This window comes from Janthinobacterium sp. NKUCC06_STL, from assembly GCF_019345455.1.
Classification (GTDB): Bacteria; Pseudomonadota; Gammaproteobacteria; order Burkholderiales; family Burkholderiaceae_D; genus Janthinobacterium; species Janthinobacterium rivuli.
The window spans coordinates 330,241-352,272 of record NZ_JAHKQY010000001.1; the positions used below are offsets into that span (position 1 = coordinate 330,241).

Annotated in this window: 23 protein-coding genes; 8 read left to right on the plus strand and 15 right to left on the minus strand. The window is 62.2% G+C overall.

Annotation, left to right across the window (positions count from 1 at the left end):
* The first annotated feature begins 32 nt into the window (after positions 1-32).
* On the plus strand, positions 33-1,358 hold the full coding sequence (locus KO539_RS01560; protein WP_219308537.1) for an ATP-binding protein: 1,326 nt from the start codon (positions 33-35) through the stop codon (positions 1,356-1,358).
* Here the strand turns inward: KO539_RS01560 and KO539_RS01565 are convergent.
* The 8 genes from KO539_RS01565 to KO539_RS01600 form a co-directional block, all read right to left on the minus strand.
* Positions 1,355-2,686 (minus strand): HD domain-containing phosphohydrolase, encoded by a 1,332-nt coding sequence (locus tag KO539_RS01565; protein WP_257626079.1) that lies wholly within the window; start codon positions 2,684-2,686, stop codon positions 1,355-1,357. The two genes, KO539_RS01560 and KO539_RS01565, sit on opposite strands and share 4 nt — an antisense overlap.
* Positions 2,683-4,146 (minus strand): ATP-binding protein, encoded by a 1,464-nt coding sequence (locus KO539_RS01570; protein WP_219307016.1) that lies wholly within the window; start codon positions 4,144-4,146, stop codon positions 2,683-2,685. Before KO539_RS01570 ends, KO539_RS01565 begins: the two co-directional genes overlap by 4 nt.
* A gap of 14 nt (positions 4,147-4,160) precedes the next feature.
* Positions 4,161-5,000 carry an HDOD domain-containing protein gene (locus KO539_RS01575; RefSeq protein ID WP_219307017.1) on the minus strand — a complete coding sequence of 280 codons (840 nt, stop codon included), beginning with the start codon at positions 4,998-5,000 and terminating at the stop codon, positions 4,161-4,163.
* The gene (locus KO539_RS01580) at positions 4,997-5,329 is read right to left on the minus strand and encodes a hypothetical protein (protein WP_219307018.1); all 333 of its coding nucleotides are present in this window, start codon (positions 5,327-5,329) and stop codon (positions 4,997-4,999) included. Before KO539_RS01580 ends, KO539_RS01575 begins: the two co-directional genes overlap by 4 nt.
* Positions 5,326-6,192: a response regulator gene (locus KO539_RS01585; RefSeq protein ID WP_219307019.1), complete on the minus strand. Its 867-nt coding sequence runs from the start codon at positions 6,190-6,192 to the stop codon at positions 5,326-5,328. Before KO539_RS01585 ends, KO539_RS01580 begins: the two co-directional genes overlap by 4 nt.
* Positions 6,193-6,350: 158 nt before the next feature.
* Positions 6,351-6,809: a hypothetical protein gene (locus tag KO539_RS01590; RefSeq protein ID WP_035820324.1), complete on the minus strand. Its 459-nt coding sequence runs from the start codon at positions 6,807-6,809 to the stop codon at positions 6,351-6,353.
* Between the two features lie 87 nt (positions 6,810-6,896).
* A complete protein-coding gene (locus tag KO539_RS01595) occupies positions 6,897-8,150 on the minus strand; it encodes a DEAD/DEAH box helicase (protein WP_219307020.1) in 1,254 nt (417 codons plus the stop codon).
* 79 nt (positions 8,151-8,229) lie between these two features.
* Positions 8,230-9,288, minus strand: coding sequence for a DUF4105 domain-containing protein (locus KO539_RS01600; protein ID WP_219307021.1), 1,059 nt, complete (start codon positions 9,286-9,288; stop codon positions 8,230-8,232).
* Between the two features lie 25 nt (positions 9,289-9,313).
* On the opposite strand from KO539_RS01600, the gene KO539_RS01605 reads away from it, so the two are divergent.
* Complete coding sequence (locus KO539_RS01605; RefSeq protein WP_219307022.1) at positions 9,314-9,871, plus strand: hypothetical protein; 558 nt, start codon at positions 9,314-9,316, stop codon at positions 9,869-9,871.
* Positions 9,872-9,898: 27 nt separating this feature from the next.
* A complete protein-coding gene (locus tag KO539_RS01610) occupies positions 9,899-10,603 on the plus strand; it encodes a hypothetical protein (RefSeq protein WP_219307023.1) in 705 nt (234 codons plus the stop codon).
* Between the two features lie 2 nt (positions 10,604-10,605).
* On the opposite strand, the gene KO539_RS01615 is transcribed toward KO539_RS01610, so the two are convergent.
* Positions 10,606-11,775, minus strand: coding sequence for a mandelate racemase/muconate lactonizing enzyme family protein (locus KO539_RS01615; protein WP_219307024.1), 1,170 nt, complete (start codon positions 11,773-11,775; stop codon positions 10,606-10,608).
* A 97-nt stretch (positions 11,776-11,872) separates the two neighbouring features.
* Here KO539_RS01615 and KO539_RS01620 point away from each other — a divergent pair, with 97 nt between their 5' ends.
* On the plus strand, positions 11,873-12,793 hold the full coding sequence (locus KO539_RS01620) for a LysR family transcriptional regulator (RefSeq protein ID WP_176390023.1): 921 nt from the start codon (positions 11,873-11,875) through the stop codon (positions 12,791-12,793).
* 42 nt (positions 12,794-12,835) lie between these two features.
* Entirely contained in the window at positions 12,836-13,699 is an 864-nt protein-coding gene (gene motA / locus KO539_RS01625) for a flagellar motor stator protein MotA (protein WP_035820336.1), read from the plus strand.
* 22 nt (positions 13,700-13,721) lie between these two features.
* On the opposite strand, the gene KO539_RS01630 is transcribed toward motA, so the two are convergent.
* The 4 genes from KO539_RS01630 to KO539_RS01645 all read right to left on the minus strand — a co-directional run bounded on the left by KO539_RS01630 (position 13,722) and on the right by KO539_RS01645 (position 16,794).
* On the minus strand, positions 13,722-14,120 hold the full coding sequence (locus KO539_RS01630; RefSeq protein ID WP_219307025.1) for a VOC family protein: 399 nt from the start codon (positions 14,118-14,120) through the stop codon (positions 13,722-13,724).
* A 58-nt stretch (positions 14,121-14,178) separates the two neighbouring features.
* On the minus strand, positions 14,179-15,621 hold the full coding sequence (locus tag KO539_RS01635) for a PLP-dependent aminotransferase family protein (RefSeq protein WP_219307026.1): 1,443 nt from the start codon (positions 15,619-15,621) through the stop codon (positions 14,179-14,181).
* Positions 15,622-15,631: 10 nt separating this feature from the next.
* Positions 15,632-16,216, minus strand: coding sequence for a LysE family translocator (locus KO539_RS01640; RefSeq protein WP_219307027.1), 585 nt, complete (start codon positions 16,214-16,216; stop codon positions 15,632-15,634).
* 266 nt (positions 16,217-16,482) lie between these two features.
* On the minus strand, positions 16,483-16,794 hold the full coding sequence (locus KO539_RS01645; protein WP_219307028.1) for a hypothetical protein: 312 nt from the start codon (positions 16,792-16,794) through the stop codon (positions 16,483-16,485).
* 309 nt (positions 16,795-17,103) lie between these two features.
* On the opposite strand from KO539_RS01645, the gene KO539_RS01650 reads away from it, so the two are divergent.
* Positions 17,104-17,760 carry an HAD family phosphatase gene (locus KO539_RS01650; protein WP_219307029.1) on the plus strand — a complete coding sequence of 219 codons (657 nt, stop codon included), beginning with the start codon at positions 17,104-17,106 and terminating at the stop codon, positions 17,758-17,760.
* Between the two features lie 304 nt (positions 17,761-18,064).
* On the opposite strand, the gene KO539_RS01655 is transcribed toward KO539_RS01650, so the two are convergent.
* Positions 18,065-19,060: an AraC family transcriptional regulator gene (locus tag KO539_RS01655; protein WP_219307030.1), complete on the minus strand. Its 996-nt coding sequence runs from the start codon at positions 19,058-19,060 to the stop codon at positions 18,065-18,067.
* 59 nt (positions 19,061-19,119) lie between these two features.
* Between KO539_RS01655 and KO539_RS01660 the strand changes: the two genes are divergently transcribed.
* Positions 19,120-20,337 carry an MFS transporter gene (locus KO539_RS01660; protein ID WP_099400450.1) on the plus strand — a complete coding sequence of 406 codons (1,218 nt, stop codon included), beginning with the start codon at positions 19,120-19,122 and terminating at the stop codon, positions 20,335-20,337.
* Here the strand turns inward: KO539_RS01660 and KO539_RS01665 are convergent.
* Positions 20,308-20,505: a hypothetical protein gene (locus KO539_RS01665; RefSeq protein WP_219307031.1), complete on the minus strand. Its 198-nt coding sequence runs from the start codon at positions 20,503-20,505 to the stop codon at positions 20,308-20,310. The genes KO539_RS01660 and KO539_RS01665 overlap by 30 nt on opposite strands.
* Positions 20,506-20,871: 366 nt before the next feature.
* Here KO539_RS01665 and KO539_RS01670 point away from each other — a divergent pair, with 366 nt between their 5' ends.
* Positions 20,872-22,029 (plus strand): two-component system response regulator, encoded by a 1,158-nt coding sequence (locus tag KO539_RS01670; RefSeq protein ID WP_219307032.1) that lies wholly within the window; start codon positions 20,872-20,874, stop codon positions 22,027-22,029.
* Positions 22,030-22,032 lie beyond the last annotated feature (3 nt).

Consider the following 22,032-nt stretch of genomic DNA (forward strand, 5'->3'; position numbering starts at 1 on the left):
CATCAAGGCCGTGCAGGCAGCGAGGTGTGACGATGCAGTTCGAGGATTTCGACCTTTCCACTCCCGATACCGGCCGGCATGCCGGGACGGCGCCTGGCGATGACGCATCGGCCGCCACGGCCGTGCGCCTGCAATACCTGCTCGACAATACACCTTCCATCATCTATTGCACCGTGCCCAGCGGCGACTTCAAGATGACCTTTGTCAGCAACAATGCCCTCAACGTGCTGGGCTACCAGCCCGAGGAGATGGTTGCCGATCCCAATTTCTGGTTCGACCACATCCACCCCGACGATGCGCCCGGCATCTTTTCCAGCCTGGCGCAGATCTTCGTCGAAGGCGCGCGCGCCTACGAATACCGCTTCCGCGTGCGCGACGGCAGCTATCTGTGGATGCACGACAGCCTGCGCCTCGTGCGCGACGATCACGGCGTGCCGTTCGAGGTGATCGGCTCGCTGACGGACATCACGGAACGCAAGGGCATGGAAGCGATGCTGCAGGCGCGCGGCGAAGAGCAGCAACTACTGATCAGCAAGTTGCAGGAAGCCCACGACCAGCTGCTGCAATCGGAAAAGATGGCGTCCATCGGCCAGCTGGCGGCCGGCATCGCGCATGAAATCAATAACCCGATCGGCTTCGTCAATTCGAACATGAGTTCGCTGCAAGGCTATGTCGGCACCCTGTTCGACGTCATCGCCCAGTATGAAGCGGCGATGGGCGAGCCGCTCGACGGCCCAGCCCGGGCCGAAAAAGTGGCGCAGGTGCGCGCGCAGGCCGACCTGGCTTTCCTGCAGGACGACATCGGCGACCTGGTGCGTGAATCGATGGATGGCTTGAAGCGCGTGCGCGACATCGTGCAGGCGCTGAAGGATTTTTCCCACGTGGGCGAGACGGACTGGCAAGTGGCCAGCCTGCATGCGGGCCTGGACAGCACCCTCAATATCGTCGCCAACGAATTGAAATACAAGGCGCGCATCGAAAAACACTATGGCGAGCTGCCGCAGATACTGTGCCTGGCGTCGCAGCTGAACCAGGTCTTCATGAACCTGCTCGTCAACGCGGGCCAGGCCATCAGCAGCGACGGCGTGATCAGCATCCGCACGGGCCACGCGGGCGACTGGGTGTGGGTGGAGATCGGCGACACGGGCGCCGGCATCGCGCCCGAGCACCTGAACCGCATCTTCGAGCCGTTCTTCACGACCAAGGCCGTGGGCAGCGGCACGGGCCTGGGCCTGTCGCTGTCGTACGGCATCGTCAACAAGCACGGCGGACGCATCGAGGTGGCCTCGGAAGTGGGCCGCGGCACGCGCTTTACCGTGCACCTGCCGCTGCAGCCGCCCGCCGCCGCGAACGCCTAGACGTCCTTCAAGGGCGCGTACACGCGGATGCTCAGGCGCCCGCCATTCTTGCCTTCGAAGTCGAGCAGCTGGGAAATCACGCGGGCCGTCAGCACGTGTTCGGCCGCCAGCAGCATCAGGCCATCACGGCTGATCAGGTCGCGCGACAGCACCATGCCCGGCTCCAGCTGGCCCGACAGCACCGTCAGGTCGCGCGCCGGCGGCTCCGTCTCTTCCATGATGCCGCGGAAAGCGGCCACCACGGCCGGGTCGTAGCGCTTGCCGACGCTGTCGTAGATCAGGGTGCGGGCCTCGTCGGCGCGCAGGCTGCGCTGCACCATGGCGCCGATCTGCAAGCCGTCGTAGTCGGACGCCAGCGCCAGGATGCGCGCGCCCATCGGAATGGCCAGGCCCACCAGGCCATCGGGAAAGCCGCCGCCGTCGAAGCGCTCGAGCTGCGAGCGCAGGATCACGGAGACGGCGCGCAGCTCGTCGAGCGCCATCAATAACTGTTCGGCGCGCAGCGGATGCTTGCGGAAGGCGGCCAGCTGCTCGCCATTCCAGGCGCTGGCCGGCAATTCCAGCACGTCGTCGCTCAAGCTGAGCTTGCCGATATCCTTGAGCAGGGCCGCGATGAACACGTCGCGCGCCTCCTGCCCTTCCAGGCCCAGCGCCTGCGCCAGCTTGCGCGACAGCTCGGCCACCCGCCGCGCATGGCCGGCCAGCTTGCCGCCACGCATCTCGATCAGGTTGGAAAATACCTTGATGGTCGTCACGAACGTCGCCTTCAGGCGCTCGTTGGCCGCCTGCACTTCATCGTGCGACTGCTTCAGCTGCTGCGTGCGCGTGGCCACCTTCGCTTCCAGGCTGGCGTTGAGCGCCTGCAGCTCCACGTTCTGGCTGGCCGTCAGCGCTTCCAGGCGCAGCTTTTCCTGCTCCAGCGCGCGCCGTTCCAGCGCGTGGCGCACCACCAGCACGATATCGTTCTCGTCCCACGGCTTGGTCACGTAGCGGTAGATCTCGCCCTGGTTGATGGCGTCGAGGATGGACTGGATGTCGGCATAGCCGGTCAGCAGCAAGCGGATGGTGCCGGGCCAGCGCTGGCGCACCTGGGCCAGGAACTGCGCGCCATCCATGTGCGGCATGCGCATGTCGGAGATGACCAGGTCCACCGTCTCGCTCTCGAGCAGGGCCAGGCCGGCCGCGCCGCCATCGGCCGTCAGCACGCGGTAGCCGTGCGGGCGGAACAGCCGCCGCAGCGACGACAGGATATTCGGTTCGTCATCGACGCACAGGATGGTGGGCGGCGCGGTGCTGGTGCTCGTATGCATGCTGTCCTGTTCGGTCATGGTGCGACGGCCTGCGCCTGGCGCACGGGCAAGGTGATGCGGAAGGTGGTGCCGCTGCCGATGACGCTGCGCACGTCGATGCGGCCATGGTGTTTCTGCACCGTGGTGTAGGCCAGCGACAGGCCCAGCCCCGTGCCCTTGCCGACGGCCTTGGTGGTAAAGAAGGGGTCGAAGATGCGCGACAGGTGCTCGGGCGCGATGCCGCCGCCCGTATCCTCGACCTCGATCCACACTTCCGTCGCATTGTCGCTGCCCGTGCGCAGGGTGATGCGTCCGTGCGCCTCGCCCATGGCGTGGGCCGCGTTGACGACCAGGTTCATGATCACTTGGTTCAGCTCGGAAGGCTGGCATTCGATGTCGGGAATGTCGCCATATTCGCGCACCACGTCGGCCTTGTACTTGACCTCGTTATTCACGATATTGAGCGTGGTATTGATGCCCTGGCGCAAGTCGGCCCAGACCCACTCCTGGTGCGCATCCGTGCGCGAAAAATCCTTCAGGTCCTGCACGATGCGGCGCACGCGCGAAATGCCTTCCTTCGACTCGCCCATCAGCATCGGTATGTCGCTGCGCAGGAAGTCCAGGTCGATCTGTTCGCGCAGCGCCCGCAGGCGCGCCGCCACCACGGGGTCGGCGACGGCCGGCTCGGCTTCCTCGTAGGCGTCGAGCATGCTGAACAGGTCGTCCAGGTAGCCTTCCAGGGTGCCGACATTGGAAAACACATAGCCGATGGGATTGTTGATCTCGTGCGCCACGCCGGCGGCCAGCTGGCCGATCGAGGCCAGTTTTTCCGACTGCAGCAGCTTTTGCTGGGCCAGCGACAGCTTGCTGTTCAATTCCGTCAGGGCCAGGTTACGCTCGCGCAATTCCAGATCGGCGATCTGGCGCTGGCGGATATCGTCGGCCAGGCGCTCGTTCATCTCGGCCAGCTGGGCCGTGCGCTCGGCCACCAGGTGTTCCAGGTTGTCGTGCGCCTTGCGCAGCGCCAGTTCCGCCAGGCGCCGTTCGCTCACGTCGCGCAGGGTTTCGATGGCGCCCACCAGGCGTCCCTGGCGATCGCGCAGAGGCGCCGCCGTGAAATGCAACCAGTGGCCGTCGGGGCCGATATCGGCAAAAAAATCCTCGGCCTCGAAGGCGCCGGGGATCACCGGTGAACGCTTCAGCTTGCCAAGGTAAAGGTCATTTTCGCCCAGCGCGATGTCGTCGGCCACCAGCAGGTCGGCCAGGCAGGCGCGCGGCTGCGGATAAAACGCCTTCCAGTGGTCGCGCGTGCCGACCATCTCGGCGGCCGCAAAGCCCAGCAACTGCTCGCAGGCGCTGTTCCAGTGCGTCACCACGTGCTCCGTATCGATGGCGAAAGTGGCCACGGGATGGCCGTCGAAAAATGCCGACAGCGCGATGGTGTCGCCCTGACGGCGTTCCGGCGTGGCCGGCAGCGCCTGCCCTGCATCTGTTTCCATGGCCTCTATCCTGTTCATGCCAGCATGATCCGCGACATTTCATCGAAGGTGTGTTCCGTTTGCCCCAGCAGCGCCAGCCAGGCCTGCTCGTCCAGCGCGATGCTGCGCCAGCCCGTCGGCGACAGGGGCGGCACCAGCGCATCGTCGACGCCAGCCAGGTCGAGCGCCAAGGCGACGGCATTGGCCATGTGCACGGCCAGCGGCAGGCCGCCCGCTTCCAGACGGTCGATGGCATGGTGGTCGGCCACCGCCTGCTGTATCGCCTCGGGAAACTTCCAGTAGGCGGCAAGGGCGCTGCCCACCTGCGCGTGATCGATGCCGATGACGGCCAGTTCCGCCTCGGCCATCTGGCAGTCATGCGCCTGGCGGTGGCTGCGCACGAGCGCGTGTTCGGCCGGGAAGCGCGTCACCAGCACCAGGGTGCCCAGGTCGTGCAGCAGGCCGGCCGTGAACGCCGTTTCGGGATTGACGCGCAGGTGCGGCGCCAGCAGGCGCGCGGCAATGGCCGTGGCCAGCGAGTGACGCCAAAAGGCCTGGAAATCGAAGCCGCCGGCCACCGGCGCGAAGCTGCTCGTCAGGGCGCACGCCGTGACGACGGTGCGGATGCTGTGAAAGCCCAGCACGGAAACGGCTTGCGGAATACTGGTGACCTTCGATTGCATGCCGTAGAACGAGGAGTTGGCGATACGCAGAGTCTTCGCCGCCAGGGCCTGGTCCAGCTCGATCTTTTGCGCCAGCACGTGCACGTCCGTGTCGTCCTGGTCCATGCTCGACAGCAGCTCCAGCACCACCACTGGCAGCGAAGGCAGTTCCTGGATCTGGCGGATGATGTGTTCAAAACTGAGGCGTGTCATGCGGTGCCCCCTTGCCGGTAGCGCTGCAGCAGCACCAGCAGTTCGGCCCCGGCGGAATCGGCCGGCGTGGCGCGGAACAGCACGGCCAGCCGTTCCAGGCGGCGCACCCGTTCCTGCTCGGCATGCGCCTGCGCGGCGGGGTCGATCGCCTCGTCCATGACGACGCGGCAGCGCTCCACATTGCGCCGGCGCAGAGCCGTCAGGTTCGCCGCCGTCAGGGTGGCGCCCTGGGCCAGCAGCACGGCGCCGCTGGCGTCGTTCAAGGCCTGCGCCAGCACCATGCCTTCCTGCGCCTGCTCCATGGAAATCTCGCGTCCGCTTTCACTCATGTATCTGCTCCATGACGACTCAGGGTGACGAGGCTGCCGCGCGAGCGCGAATGCAGGCCCATCGGATGGACGGCCACGGTGTACGGCTGGCCATCGATGGCGGCCAGGCAAGGCGCGCCCTGCCCGTCGAACAATTGCGGCAAGACGATCGCCGCCTCGTTGCCCAGCAGGGCCGCGCCCCGTTCGAACAGGTTGGCCGCCGCCGCGTTGATGAAGGCGATCATGCCGTCCTCATCAAGCCCGATCACGGGCAGCGGCAGAAATTGCAGCAATTCGCGCGCGATGCCCAGGCTGACTTCATCGCGGCTGATCTGGTGCTGCTGCTGGCGCACCAGCGCCTGCATGGCGGCATTGGCGGCCGCCAGCGCCTGGTTGGCGTCGCGCAGCTGCGCATTGAGGCGCACATTGTCGTCGTCGATGCCTTTCAGGCGAAAGGCTTCGGCGATATGCTCGCGCAGCTGGTGGTCTTCCCAGGGCTTGGTGAGGAATTTGAAAATGGCGCCCTCGTTGACGGCGTCCGTGACGGCCTGCAATTCGGTATAACCCGACAGCATGATGCGGATGGTTTGCGGGCGCAGCAGCTTGGCCTTGCGCAGGAAATCGGCGCCCAGCATGCCGGGCATGCGCTGGTCCGAGACGATCACGTCGACGGCGTGGCTGGCCAGCACGTCCAGCCCTTCCTGGCCGCCGTTGGCCGTCAGGATATGGTAGCCGTCGCGCCGCAGCAAGCGCTTGAGGGAAGCGAGGATATTCGGTTCGTCATCGACCAGCAGCAAGGTGCGCGGCGGCGCCGCAGCCTGCTGCCCGGCGTCCGCCGCCAGCGCCGCAGTACCCGGCATGCCATGCTCGTCGTGCACATCCATCGGACCATCCTCTCATCGCCACGGCGATATCGGAGCTTGCCTGGAGGGGAAATCTGCCGCGCAAGATAGTCTTGCGAGTCTTGCGCGGCAGCCAGATTGCCTTGAAATTATACGACTAAATATTCCTTCATTACACTTATCTGCCACTTATCCAGCACTTATCCGCGCTGTACAGGACAAGGCGTGTCGCGGTAAAACACAAAGCCGCCCAGGCCGATGGCTTGCGTGTCGGCCTTCACGGCGTAGACCAGCGTATTTTTGGCGGCCTCGACCCTCAGCAGGTTCTTGTGCAGCACCGTTTGCGCGTGCGACAGTTCCAGCGACGGCGTCGGCGCCAGTTGCAAACGCAGCTCGGACGTGGCCGCATCGTAGGCCCAGCGGCCCGGATTGAAAAAAGCGAAGCCGCCGTCGAAACGCAGGCTGCCATCCTTGAACTGGGTCAGGCAAATGCCGGGAAATTCGCTGGGCGGGTTGTACCAGGTGGCGGCCACGGCGGCGTCGGCCGGCGTTTTGCCCGGCATCTGCATGCCGGTGCTGTCATTTTTTCCGCCCATGCCGGCGCAACCGGCCAGCGCCAGCGCGCAAGCCAGAGCGCCCGCGCGCGTGATGAAGGTCATGTGCATTCCCGTCCCCTTGCTTTATAGAAACATCATCTTAAAGCGGGACGGCCAGCCGTTCAAGCGGCTAGCGCACATAAGGGGGATTTAATTGCCTTCGGCCGCCTTCGCAGCCGCTTCTCGCAATTTGTCCTTTTTGCTCTTGCGCGCGCCCTTCACGCCGCCATTCACCGTATCGGTGACGGGATGCACGGGCGCGGGCAATTCCGTCGGCTCGAAACCGGCCACCACTTCGCGCACGATGCGCAAGTCGTTGCGGTTCTCGATCAGACGGAAATGCGCTTCCGTGTCGGCCGTCACGAAACTGATGGCCGTGCCGCTTTCGCCGGCGCGGCCCGTGCGGCCGATGCGGTGCGTGTAGTCGACGGCCGAGCGGGGCAAGTCATAGTTGACGACGGCCGGCAAGCCGGCGATGTCGATGCCGCGCGCGGCCACGTCGGTGGCCACCAGCACCTGCAAGCGGCACGCCTTGAAGTCGGCCAGCAGCTGGCTGCGCGTACCCTGGCTGAATTCGCCATGGAAGGCGCCCACGTGCAGGCCGGCGCGCTGCAGTTTGTCGGCCACGTGTTCGGCCGCGTACTTGGTGGCGACGAACACCAGCACGCGCTCCCACTGCTGCTGCAGGATCAGGTAGCGCAGTAGCTGCGTGCGGCGCGGCACGTCGACCGTGATGGCGCGCTGCACGATGTCGGGTTTGTCCTGCGGTTCGGACGCCACTTCGATGCGCACGGGGTCCTTGAGCAGGCTGTCCGCCAGCGCCTGCACGCTGTCGGGGAAGGTGGCGGAGAAGAACAGGTTTTGCCGCTTGCCCGGCAGCAGCGCCAGGATGGCGTTGATTTCCTCGCTAAAACCCATGTCGAGCAAACGGTCGGCCTCGTCGAGCACGCACAGCGACACGCCGCCCAGCTTCACGGCGTTCTGGCGCACCAGGTCCAGCAAGCGGCCCGGCGTGGCGACGACGATGTCGGCGCCGCCGCGCAAATCCATCATCTGCGGGTTGATCGATACGCCGCCGAACAGCACGGAAATCTTCAGTTTGATCGGCAGCGGCTTGGCCAGCGCGTGCACGGTCTGCCCCACCTGCGCCGCCAGCTCGCGCGTGGGCACGAGGATCAGCGCGCGCACCTGGCGCGGGCCGGAAACGGGCGCCATCAGCGCCTGCAGCAGCGGCAGCGCGTAGGCTGCCGTCTTGCCGGACCCCGTCTGGGCCGCGCCCAGCACGTCGCTGCCGCGCAGGATGGCGGGAATGGCGGCTGCCTGGATGGCCGTCGGCGCGGCATAGCCGGCCTTGTCGACGGCACGGACCAGGGCGGGAATCAGACCCAGTGAGGAAAATGGCATAGCGGGCCTTCTTTATTCGTAAAGTGAGACCGGCCGCGAAAGGCGGCCGGTCGGAATTGCGACAGTATAAGGCAGACGGCTACTGACGTGGCATTTGCAGCTTCGAAAAGCCCGCTTCGTCATAGCCGGGCATGGCGCGGCGGATGGCGTGCGAAAAATCAGGATCGTCGTTGGCCGCACGCGCGCGCGCCGTGACGTGGCCGCCATCGCGCAGCTGCTGGAAGCTCAGGCCGGGCACCAGGCCCTTGACGTCGAACAGGTAGCGGTCCAGGTAGCCCGAGGCCATCAGCCGGTAGTCGAGCGGCAGGCCAGGCACGATGCGGCGCACCATCTCGAAGACGATGGTGGTGCAGTTGGCCGTCAGGGTGTTGTAGAACCGCGGCTGGTTCTTCAGCGCTTGCGCCTCGTCCAGGTAGGCGAGGAACAGCGAGCGCATGGCAGCTTTCGGCATCATGACGCGGTACAGATGCATGTCCTCGCCGCGCGCATTCGTGCGCACGCGCAGGATGTCGCGCTCGTCGGCGGCGATCAGGCTCATCTCGAAATGCTTGAAGAAGCCGCCGATGGCGGAAAAGCTCTCGCCCTTCTCCTTGCGGATCTCGATGGAAAACGTCAGAAAGCGCCCGTCGGCAAAGCCGAACGAGATCAGGGTATGCGCAATGTACGGGCCCGTCCAGTACGACAGCGCCGTGTCCACCGTGCGCAGTTCGTCGAGGTCGTAGCTGCGCTGCTCCCACTTGACCGTGTAGTCGTCATCGCTGCGCCAGTCGAAATTGCGCACATTGTCCAAGGTGACGAGATTGCCCTTGACCGTACCCGTGACGTTGCGCGCCACGTCGTCGGCCCACACCCTTTCCTGCTTCGGCGTGATGAAACTCCACCACACGAGCAGCAGGATAAAACCGGCCGCATACGGTAGCAACACGCGCATGTCGCCGCGCATCCACCACAGCGCGATGCTGGCCACGCCCAGCGCAGCCCACAGCAAGGCGCCGATGCCTTGCGCCGCCGTGCCGCCGGATAGCTGGTACCACAGCGCCAGCGCGCCCCACAGTGCAGTCAACAGGAGAATCAGGGAAACGGCCATTTTGCCGAAGGTGCCCAGCACGGAGCGGGCACGATGTGATAAGAAAGTCATGCCTCAATTATAGGGGCAAGTGACGATGTGCAAGTATTTCGGACGTACCGGCCTGCCTTGGGACAAGCGCAACATATTATTTCGATGGCATAATGACTTCTTTTGCAATCAATTCTGCCTGCGTATGCAACTCCATGGTTTTTCCATCCTCAAGGGTTTAACTAAAATCTTGCTTGAAGGGCAGGAATTTGACCTGCACAACGATTACGCATTCACGCAGATCGACTACCGCATCGCTGCGCGGCAGTTGCAGCTGCATTGGGTACGTAGTGACGGCGACTGGATCCGGCCCGGCATGCCACCTGCGCTGACGCTGGTCTGCGAAGGTGTACATGTGCTGAAAATCCGGGAATCCGGCGACGGCGAGCATGTCAACGGGGAGAAATGCCTGTCCTCCATCGGCTTCATGTGGAATGCCATGCGCGATGACATGGACGGCGTCGCGTCGCACGAGGCGAGCGAAGGCTGCACTGATCTCGCGTTGATGTTCATGAGTGACCTGAGCATCAAGATTGCTGCCGCCGAGGCACGCATCCTTGTTGATGCCGGGCCGGCCAATCAAGCCGCATCCATAGCAGCATAGTAGCAACCACAACACTCAGGTGCCCCCTTGCAGCATCCAGCCCTCTACACCCTCGCCGGCAGCCTCAATTCCCTCTTCATCGTCGTCAGCTTGTACGGCCTGTGGTCGCAGCTGCAAAAGATCTGGCAGCGCAAGCACGATGCCAGGGTCGGCGCCGGCAAGACGACGGACATTTTATCCATCAACCAGTTCACCGTCAGCTTCCTCGCCTATTGCGCCTTCTTCGTGTACGGCTATTCGATCACGCCGTTCAACCATTACATCGTCTGGCCGCGCCTGATCGCGTCCTTGATCGCGCTGGCCATCCTGTTCGAGATTTACCGCGACCGGCGCAGCCGGGCATCGCGCAATGCCCTGCTGGCGTGCGCGCTGCTGCTGTGCGCGGGCGTGGCGGGCCTGGCCTTCGGCCCTACCTTCACGGATGAAAAGCGCGTGATCTCGCAAAGCCTGATCGTCGCCGTCACCGTGCTGCTGGCGCAGGGCTATGCGCACCAGATTGGCCTGATCTGGCGCTCGGGCAAGACGGGCGCAGTGTCCCTGAAAATGAGCCAGTTCATCCTGGCAATGGATGTCAGCACCATCTTCTTTGCCTGCGTCATGGGCCTGCCGACGGGCTGGCCCTTGCTGCTGCTGGCCAGCGTCAGCGCTGCGACCAAGCTTGCCATCATGTGGCTGTTCCGCTGGGAGAAGTCCAGCCCCGCCGCGCAGATCAAACGCCAGGCGCCGGCCTGAGCTTACTGCCCGCTCAGCGCGCGCATTTCCGCATACAGGTTCGCCTTGCCCTCGAAGCCGATGCCGACCAGGTCCGGCATGGTGATGTGGCCGTTTTCGACGCGCACGCCGTCGGGAAAACCGCCGAACGGCTGGAATAAATCGGGATACGATTCATTGCCGCCCAGGCCCAGCCCTGCCGCGATATTCAGCGACATCTGGTGGCCGCCGTGCGGGATGCAGCGGCTGCGCGACCAGCCGTGCTGGTGCAGCATGTCCAGGGTGCGCAGGTATTCCACCAGGCCGTAGCTGAGGGCGCAGTCGAACTGCAGCCAGTCGCGGTCGGCGCGCATGCCGCCGTAGCGGATCAGGTTGCGCGCATCCTGCATGGAAAACAGGTTTTCGCCCGTCGCCATCGGCTTGTCGTAATAGCTGCGCAGGGTCGCTTGCAGCTCGAAGTCGAGCGGATCGCCCGCCTCTTCATACCAGAACAGGTCGTACTGGCGCAGCGCCTTGGCGTAGGCGATCGACGTATCGAGGTCGAAACGGCCGTTGGCGTCCACGCACAGCTTCTGTCCGTCCTGCAGCACTTCCATGATGGCGTCGATGCGGCGCAAATCCTCGTCCAGCGAAGCGCCGCCGATCTTCTTCTTGACCACCGTATAGCCGCGGTCGATATAGCTGCGCATCTCGTCCTGCAGTGCACTCAAGCTCTGGCCCGGATAGTAATAGCCGCCGGCCGCATACACGAACACCTGTTTGTCGGGCACGCCCGTGCCGTGGCGCTCGGCCAGCAACTGGAACAGCGGCTTGTTCTCGATCTTCGCCACGGCATCCCAGATGGCCATGTCGACGGTGCCGATGGCCACCGAACGCTCGCCATGGCCGCCCGGCTTTTCATTGGTGTACATGCAGTCCCACACCTTGTGCGGGTCGAGGTTGGCGCCGTCATACGTCACGAGGCTGGCGGGATCGGCGTCGAGGATGCGCGGGATGAAGCGCTCGCGCATCAGCATGCCCTGGCCGTAGCGGCCATTCGAATTGAAGCCGTAGCCGACGACGGGCTTGCCGTCACGCATCACGTCGGTGACGACGGCCACCAGGCTCAGGGTCATCTTCGTGAAGTCGATGTAGGCGTTGCGGATGGGGGAAGAGATGGGGATGGTCTTTTCGCGGATTTCAACGATTTTCATGCGGGTCTCCTGTGCTTGAATGGTGACGCCAGCTTAACCGCGATACGCAGTCGTATAATCGATAGCAATTTAAACCATTCTTCACTTGAAGTTAATAATGAAAAGCGACGCCACCACGGAAATGGCCTTCTTTGTGCTGCTGGCCAAGCTGGGCAGCCTGTCGGCCACGGCGCGCGAGCTGGACATCACGCCGCCCGCCGTCAGCAAGCGATTGCAACTGATGGAACAGCGCCTGGGCGTGCGTTTGCTGAACCGCAGCACGCGGCGCATCAGCCTGACGGGCGATGGCGAAAGTTATCTGCAGCAGGCACGGCAGATCCTCGACGATATCCGCGCCATGGAAGAGTCCCTGGCCAGCGGCAGCGCGCAGCCGCGCGGATTGCTGCGCGTCAACGCCACCCTGGGTTTCGGGCGCACGGTGATCGCGCCCCTGCTGTCGCAATTCGCCCTGCACCACCCGCAGCTGGAAGTGCAGCTGCAGCTGACGGACAGCCCCATCAACCTGGTCGAGCAGGCGTACGACCTGGGCATCCGCTTCGGCGACCTGCCCGACACGCGGCTGTCGGCGCGGCGCATCATGTCGAACCGGCGCTTCCTGTGCGCCTCGCCCGCCTACCTGCAGGCGCACGGCACGCCGCAGACGCCGGACGAGCTGGCGCAGCACCGCTGCATCGTGCATCGGCAGAATGACGACGCCTACGGCATCTGGCGTTTGAGCCGGGGCCGCGCCACCCACACGGTGAAGGTGCGCGGCACGGTGGCCAGCAATGATGGCGACGTGGTGCTGGGCTGGGCGCTGGACGGGCACGGCATCCTGCTGCGCTCGGAATGGGACCTGACGCGCTACCTCGACAGCGGCCGCCTGCGTGTGGTGCTGGCCGATTACGCGCTGGCGCCGGCCGACCTGTACGCCTACTACCCGAGCCGCCACCAGCTGCCCGCCAAAGTGCGCGCTTTTATCAATTTTCTCATCGAGCAGTTGCAGCCAGAAGCGGCCACAGCGGCCAAATCAGGTTAAACTACAATATTGCGATATGGCAATATTATGAAGGAGTAGGTTTTGCTAGTCATACTCGGATTTCTCGTCGTGCTGTTTTCCGTCTTTGGCGGCTTCGCCATGCAGGGGGGGCATTTGGGTGCCCTGTTCCAGCCGCTGGAACTGCTGATGATCGGCGGCGCCGCGCTGGGCACCTTCTTTGTCGGCAATGACGCCAAGGCCATCCGCGCCACGTTCGCCGCCCTGCCCACCCTGTTCCACGGCTCGCAATACACGAAAGCGCGCTACATGGAGCTGATGGGTCTGATGTATGAAATCCTCAGCAAGATCCGCAAGGAAGGCCTGATGTCGGTCGAGGACGATATCGACGACCCCTACCGCAGCGCCATCTTCGTGAAATACCCGTACACGCTCGGTGACGAGCACATCCTGGAATTCATCACCGATTACCTGCGCCTGATGGTGTCGGGCAATATGGACGCCTACCAGATCGAAAATCTGATGGATAACGAGATCGAGACGCACCATGAAGATGCGGAAATGCCGATCCAGACGATTTCGCAGCTGGCCGACGCCATGCCCGCCTTCGGCATCGTGGCCGCCGTGATGGGCGTGGTGCATACGATGGCGTCCGTCGGCTTGCCGCCGGCCGAGCTGGGCGTGCTGATCGCGCAGGCGCTGGTGGGCACCTTCATCGGCATCCTGCTGGCCTACGGTTTCATCGCGCCGCTGGCCAGCTTGCTGCGCCGCAAGCACCATGAAACGGCGAAGATGTACCAGTGCGTGAAAGTGACCCTGCTGGCCAGCCTGAACGGCTATGCGCCGGCGCTGGCCGTGGAATTCGGCCGCAAGGTCATTTCCGCCACGGAACGCCCATCGTTCAGCGAACTGGAAAACCACGTGCGCCAGGTGCGCACGAAGAACTGATACGGCCGGTTAGCCTCAATCGTCAGGCTTCCGGCGCCGTCCAGACCAGGTTCCACAGGTGGCCATCGATATCCTCGAAGCCCTGGTCATACATGAAGCCATGGTCTTCGGGCGGATGCGGTATGCGGCCACCGGCCGCGGCCGCCCTGGCGATCAGGCCGTCCACCTCTTCCCGGCTTTCGCAACTGAGGCAAATGACAACTTCATTGGCCTCCTTCGCCTTCGCCACCGGCTTGCCGATCAGTGACTGGAAGAAGGCTTCGGTCGTCAGCATGGCCTGGATGCTGCCGTCGACGATGTTCATGAACGCCGCGTTCTCGCCGCTGAAGCGGGGATCGAAGGTAAAGCCAAGGGCGGAAAAGAAGGCCTTGGATGTGTCCAGGTCCTTGACGGGCAGGTTGAGGATGATCTGTTTGTGCATGGCGCTTCCTTGCTCACACGTTGACGAAAAAACCGTACCTCCAGAATACCAATAAAAACTAAAGGAAGGCGCGGGCCAGGCTGGAGCGCGCGCCAGCCACCGCGCGCAGGCGTTCTTCAAGGTAGGCGCTCACGCGCGGATGCTGGCTGAAGGCGACGTTGAAGCGGATGTGCTGGTCGGGCGTGTCGTTGGCCGAGAACGCGGCGCCGCGCATCAGCAGGATCTTGTTGCGGTAGGCGTCCTGCACCAGCAAGTCCACATCCAGCCCTTCGGGCATGCTGCCCCACAGGAAAATGCCTGCGTCGCCGGGCTGCTCGAACAGCACGCCGGCCGCGCTCAGTTGCCGCGTGCTGGCGTTGCGCGCCACCATGATCTTGCGTTGCAGCCGTTCCAGGTGCTTGCGCAGGTTGCCGGCCTTGAGCACTTCCAGCAGCACGTATTCGTTCAGCGCAGGCAAGGTCATGATGGAATGGATCTTGGTGCGCATCAGCAGCTTGAGCAGATTGGGCGCCGCGGCCAGGTAGCCCATGCGCAGGGCCGGGCTCAGCGCCTTGCACAGGCTCGAATAATAGATCACGCCGTCGAGTCCGGACAGCGACGCCAGCCGCGTGCTGTGGCCCGGCTGGAAATGGCCGTGCACGTCGTCTTCGGCGATCAGGAAGCCATGCTGCTGCGCCAAAATCAGCACCTTGTGCAGGTTGGCGGCGCTGCTGCTCCACCCGGTGGGATTGTGCAAGGCCGTCTGCATGAACAGCAGACGCGGACGGTGCGCGCGGCAGGCCGCTTCCAGTTCGTCTAGGTCGAGGCCATCGGGGCGGCGCTTGATGGGCACCAGGCGCACGCCGTCCTGGCGCAGCCTGCCGAACATCAGGAAGTATCCGGGGTCTTCCACCAGCACCGTATCGCCGGGCTGCAGAAACGTGCGGCAGATCAGATCGATGGCATGGGTGCCGCCGAACGTGGTGAGGATGTGGCTGGCGTCCGCGGCGATGCCGATGCCGCGCATCAGCAGCGCGATCTGCTCGCGCAGTTCGGCCAGCCCTTGCGGCGGACAGCGCGAGGCCATGCCGGCCGCGCTGCGCGCCAGGCCACGCTGCACGGCGGCCGCAGGCAGCGCGTCTTGCAGCCAGGTGGGCGGCAAGGCGCCGCTGCTGGCCAGCAGCACGCCCGGCCGCTGGTCATTGACTTGCTGGCTCAGCCAGACCGGCTCCTGCTCCTGGCCCGCTTCCAGCGCCACCTCGTCGGGAATGGCGCGGCTGGCGTCAGTGGGTGCGCACACGAAGAAGCCCGTCGTACCGTGCGTATCGATGACGCCTGCGGCCACCAGCCTGTCATACGCCACCACCACGGTGTTGGTGCTGACCGCGAGCTGCGTGGCGAGCTGGCGGATCGACGGCAGCCGGGTCCCGCCAGGCAGGATCCGTTGCGCAATCTGCAGGCGCAATGCGGCCTCGATCTGCTTGAACAGAGCGATGGGAGAGGAACGGTCGATGGCGAGCATGGGTGGAAGTCTAGCGTAAAAACGTCACGGCGAGGAGCAGCAGGATGGCACCCATCGTGAGATTGAAGATGCGCTGGTTGCGGGGCGCTTTCAGCACGCTGCGAATCGAGACGCCGAACAGCGCCCACATGGCGTTGCACGGCGTGCCCACCACGGTGCCGATCAGCGACACCAGCAGAGCGTTGGCAAGCATATTGCCCTGTGCAGGCATGAAGACGGACGCCATGGTGACCGCCTTGAGCCAGCTCTTGGGGTTCAGCGCCTGAAACAGCGCGGCCTGCGCAAACGACACGGCTTTCGCTGTGCTGCCTCCCGCCACCGAGGCGCCGGCAAGCTTCCAGGCCAGGAACATCAGGTACAGCGCGCCCGCGATGCGCAGCACCTGCTGCGCCATCGGATACGCGACGAACACACTGCCCAGCCCCACGCACATGAGCATGGTCTGCACAAAAATGCCGGCCTGGATGCCAAGGATCACCGGCAGCGCACCGCGATAGCCGAAATTGGCGCCGGTGGTGGCCAGCATGACGTTGTTCGGCCCGGGCGTGGCGGACATCACAAAGCAATAGCTCATCAGAGGCAGGAGTTCGGTCATGGCAGGCAATCGCAGCGTGGAGAAGGCCCCAGTCTAAAAGCGTGGCACGGCAGGGACAAGACACAAGGCGCCGCATACAAGCACATGCTGTATCAGTCGAACGACTGCTACAGCGGCGATATCGACCACTCCGCACGGAAAAGCATTTGGAAAGCGCTGCTTTTTCCCGGTTGCGGTCGACAGCGCCGAAGGGCATTGTCAACATTGATAACGGACTTCAGCGTCCACCGCAGGCGTACAACGCAACTGGCGGATTGCCAGTGGGCTCAAGCGAGTCGAATTGTCATTTCAAAGGCGCTTCCACATTGGCCGGGATGCCACCCCTTCATCAATGCCTGTCGAATAGCGTGTTCCACGACTGAGGGCGTGATAGCACGCGTAAAATTACCCAGCCAAATATCCGGACGTGCGATATCTGTTCTCACCAGAAGGGTGGTTCGGCCACCGCTTTCAGATTCCACTGCGAAAGACAGATTCGCTTCCCCCATGGCCTGTGTATAGGTGGGCAGACTGACCGACCATCGATATGGTAAAGAATCGACAATAATCCGGCGGCTTCCTTTTCTTGCAATGGACATGATATTTCCTGTGCTTCTGCTCCTGGCTGCGGACTCAATCAATCAACGCAACACTTTAACTTAAATGCATCGTTGCAGAGTGGAAATTATGCGAAAGAAAAACCGAATCAATTGCGCTGCGCCCTGTGGAACCCGAGATTAACGTTGCGAGAGGTTTAGCCGTGGAACGGGTGATATTGAAGACCTTGGCGGCTTCGCGGTCGGACAGTCCGGTTGCCGGTTCCACATAACGCGTTTCTGACAGGACGCGGGTTCTTGGTACGACCTTTTTCTCCTTGATGTAACATGCCAAGGTCAACAAAGAGGCTTATGAATTCAAACACCCAATCCGAGCCGGTTCGCGCCATAGATACCGTCGTATTCGACCTTGGCAATGTTCTTATCGAATGGAATCCACGCGCCCTGTACAGAAAGATTTTTGGCACTGACGAGGCCGGTATGGAGTATTTTCTCTCTGAAGTATGCAATACCGCTTGGAATGAGCAACAGGATTGCGGGCGGACATGGGCGGACGGGATCGCTACGGCGATCAAACAGCATCCTGAGCATGAACCTCATATTAGAGCGTTCCATGAGCGCTGGGAGGAAATGATCCCAGGGGCCATTGATGCAACTGTGGATGTCCTGGCGCAGCTTCGTACGCTAGATATTCGACTTCTCGCCCTCACAAACTGGTCCGACGAGACCTTTCCTATCGCTCAGCGCCGCTTCCCCTTCCTGAGTTGGTTTGAAGGTATTATTGTCTCTGGCCGGGAGCGACTGATAAAGCCAGACCCGGCCATCTTTAAACTAATGATTGATCGGTATCAGCTCCGCCCTGGGTCCACTGTCTTTATCGATGACAATATTTGCAATGTTGAAGCTTCCGCAGCAGAAGGGATTCACGGCATCCACTTTAAAAGTGCCCCCGAGCTGGCATGCAAACTGAGGGCGCTGGGTATTCCACTGGCCGATCGGAGTTGCTGATGGAAAACGACTGGCTGACATACGCTAAGCAACTACAAGCTTCGGCATGGGCATCGGCCAGACCGCGATCCGTCGCTGGCTGCAGCAGGACACTGCAGAGCAGAACGGGCAGCCCTGCATCGGCAAGCCGCTCACCGCCGGTCATCCCCCCATTTTTAGAGTGCGTTAAAAGCAGAGATTAAGCGGCCAAGGCAATCGCGTCAAATCGTCGAGAAATGCGCTTGATCGACGTGCTGTTCGGCCACTTCGCGCGCCAATGTCGCTGAAAAAATGGATTGATCAGCGCTTCCCTCAGCTCTTCTCCTCAAAGCATTTGCCGACAGGCACCCGGCGGCTTGCCGATGACGCGCTTGAAAGCACGACTGAACGCGGCTTGAGATGTATAGCCAAGGCGTCGGGCGACGACGTCGATGGACACTCTTTCGTGAGTGAGCAATTGTGTGGCAAGACGCATTCTCAATTCCGTGGCATAGCGCAGGGGCGGCACACCGATGGTGGTTTCAAAGCGTCGCGCGAAGACAGAGCGGGAGATATGACACTCCGCAGCCAACTGTGCAACCGTCCATTCACGACCAGGCTGGCGGTGCAGCGCCAATATGGCACGAGCAAGGCGCGGATCCCGCAATGCGGCGAGGAGACCAGAAGCGTTTTCACAACCGCATTCAATCCAGCCGCGCACGATCATTGCTGCCGCGACCTCCGCCAGGCGAGCCAGAATGCCTGCAAAGCCAATACGGCCGGCGCAGATTTCACGTTTCATTGAATCAAGAACAGGCAGTAAGCCAGGATAGCCTTGCGCTTGCGTGTCAGCCACCATGACGGTTGGCATCAGCTTGCCGATCCCTTGCATCCCGCCGAGATCGAATTCCATGCAGCCGTAAAAAATAACCGCACTGGGCACGGGGTGCGTACTGGGACATGTGTCGACTCCGCTAACGGATTCACCGAGGGGCGCGGCATCGAACTTTGCGATGTCCTGAAATGCAATATCCGCATCCGACAGAAGCTGATGTCTCCTGCCGTGAGGCATGAACACCGCGCTACCGGCAGACAGCTTGTGCAACTCACCATCATCGGTACATATGAAGGCAGTGCCAACGGCCAGGAAGTGGAAGTAGGCATGGCCTGGCTTGTCTTCAAAGCCTATGCCGAAAGCTGGGCCGGTCTGAATACGGCGGTACTGGACTCCACGCAGGCGCATACCTGCCAATAGTTCGCTGACGAGATTAGACGATGGAAAAATTTGATTTTGCTTGCTCATGTTAGGTGTTTCGATCAAAACATCAGGAGTTACCATCATAGATCATCCTGCATTTTACCTCTAGACTTTCGACTCCGATTGTTTTAGGGATTGTAGAGATGAACAACGATGTTTTTGCTACCGAGCAAACGCCCAACGCAAACGATGCGTCTGTTTCAGAGCCAGCGACAGCAGCATGGATGGCCGTGTTTTCACTGGCAATGGGGGTTTTCGGTTTACTGACGGCGGAGTACCTGCCAGCCAGTCTGTTGACCCCGATGGCCTTCGATCTTGGTGTATCGGAGGCACTAGCTGGTCAGGCAGTGACGGTGACGGCCGTCGTGGCCATGTTCGCCGGGCTGTCGGTGCCAGGTCTCACGCGTCATTTTGACCGGCGTGTCGTCTTGTTGGCTTTCACAGTGCTGATGATCGCCTCCAATTTGCTAGTGGCGTTGTCCTCAAGCTTGACAGTATTGTTGGTGATGCGCATTCTTCTGGGCGTCGCGTTAGGCGGCTTTTGGAGCATGGCGGCAGCCGTGGCTATGCGGCTGGTGCCGGCAAAGTTGGTGCCGCGAGCGCTATCCATCATATTCAGTGGCATCGCCATCGGGACGGTCGTTTCCGTACCGTTGGGCAGCTACCTGGGAGGGCTATATGGCTGGCGCAGTGCATTTATAGCAGCCGCGGCTGTCGGAGGGCTGACACTTTTGTTTCAATTGTTCACGCTGCCCCGTATGGCGCCGCGCACGATGATGCGCACGACATCGGTACTGCAATTGCTCCGTCGCCCGGGAATTGGGATCGGGATGTTGGGCTGCGTACTTGCCCATACCGGGCAATATGCATTGTTCACCTATATTCGCCCCGCTCTTGAAAGCGTTGTCCATATCGATGTAAACGGTTTGTCTCTGATGCTCCTGGGTTTTGGTGTCGCCAACTTCGTTGGCACGCTGCTGGCCGGCTGGCTAATGGAGCGTAGCCTGCGTGCTACTTTAGTGCTCATGCCTGCGCTGGTGGGCTTGACGGCATTCGGCATGATCTTACTGCCAGTCCAAGGAACAGGCCTGATGCTTTTGGTCGCTCTGTGGGGCCTGGCGTTCGGCGGCGTACCTGTCGCCTGGTCCAACTGGGTAGCCCGTGCTGTCCCTGATCAAGCGGAGACAGCTGGTGGCATGGTCGTCGCCGCGGTGCAATCGTCAATAGCTGCCGGCGCTGCATTGGGTGGCATGATGTTCGGGTTTGGTGGAGTGACGGGCGTTTTCATGATTGCTGGCGTGGTGATGCTGTTCGCGGCTCTCGTTATCGCTTCAAGAGTTCGAGTCGAACTGCCGCAGTGACCCGCCACGAGTTCGCCAGACGCACTTCAGGCGATCAAAATACTGCTTTTCGCTGATGACCAGTTCACCGCCAGCGTACGATATCCTCGGTCTCACCGAGCGTTCATCCAGATGCTCGGGAAAGAGAACACTCTGGCTGCGGTCGGTTCCCTCGACAAAACGCTTCATCCTGCTCTCCTGATTACGTCAAATGAGATATTAACGCTTCAGAAAAAATCTCGTTTACATTGGGGTGCGTTTTCACACACTCTGGCCCCAAAGCAGAAGTTCAGTTTGTCGGTGGTAGTCGCTCTAAACGCACCCTCACTACACTATCTTCATTTTCGACTTTTCGATTGAAAATACGAGGTTAGCGATCTCGCAAGGGCTCTATGCCGGGATGAGGAATCTATGCAATACCCAGGGATCGAGAGAAGGCAGCGTATGCAGCAGGAGCGATTCGCATAGCAAAACTAATATGCAGTTTACTTGCGCACAGGACACAGATATAGTCTAGGCAACAAATTAATGCAGACCTGATTGGAGCATTTAGGCATGAACCCATCTTCTACCCGTCCCGTCAGGCCTGTAATTCTTGTCGTGGACGACACGCCGGATAATCTCCTGTTGATGGCCAACTTGCTCAAGGATAGTTATACGGTCAAAGCTGCAAATAACGGCGAGAAGGCGCTGCGCATCGCGCGCGATACACCGCCGCCCGACCTCATCCTGCTCGACATCATGATGCCTGGCATGAGCGGGCACGAAGTGGCGCAGGCACTGCAGGCCGACCCGGACACGCGCGACATTCCCATCATCTTCCTGACCGCCATGGCCTCAAGCGAGGACGAGACGCACGGTCTGGAACTGGGCGCGGCCGACTACATCACCAAGCCGATCAGCCCCCCCGTGGTGCTGGCGCGCGTGCGCACCCAGCTCAAGGTCAAGGACGCGGCCGACTTCCTGCGCGACAAGAACGAGTACCTGGAACAGGAAGTCCAGCGCCGCACGCGCGAGCTGGGCGCGATCCAGGACGTCACGATCCACGCCATGGCCTCGTTGGCAGAGACGCGCGACAATGAGACCGGCAACCACATCCGCCGCACTCAGCACTACGTCAAGGTGCTGGCCGAACACTTGCGCGAGCATCCGCGCTTCCGCGCTTTTCTCGACCCCGACACCATCAAGCTCTTGTTCAAGTCGGCGCCGTTGCACGACATCGGCAAGATCGGCATCCCCGACCGCATCTTGCTCAAGCCTGGCCGCTTCGAACCCGAGGAATTCGAGATCATGAAGACCCACACCACGCTCGGGCGCGACGCCATCGCCCACGCCGAACAACAACTGGGCATGGACGTCGACTTCCTGCGCCTGGCCAAGGAGATCGCCTACTCACACCAGGAAAAATGGGACGGCAGCGGCTACCCCGAAGGCCTGGCCGGCGATGCCATCCCGATTTCGGCACGCCTGATGGCGCTGGCCGACGTCTACGACGCCCTGATCAGCCGCCGCGTCTACAAGGAAGGCATGTCGCATGAAAAAGCGGTTCAGATCATCGCCGAGGGGCGCGGCTCGCACTTCGATCCCGACGTCTGCGACGCCTTCCTGGCCAATCTGCAGGTGTTCCAGCAGATCGCCGCGCGCTACGCCGACAGCGACCACGACATGGCCAAACAGGCCGCCGCCATCGCGCACACCCTGCCTGCACAGTGAGCA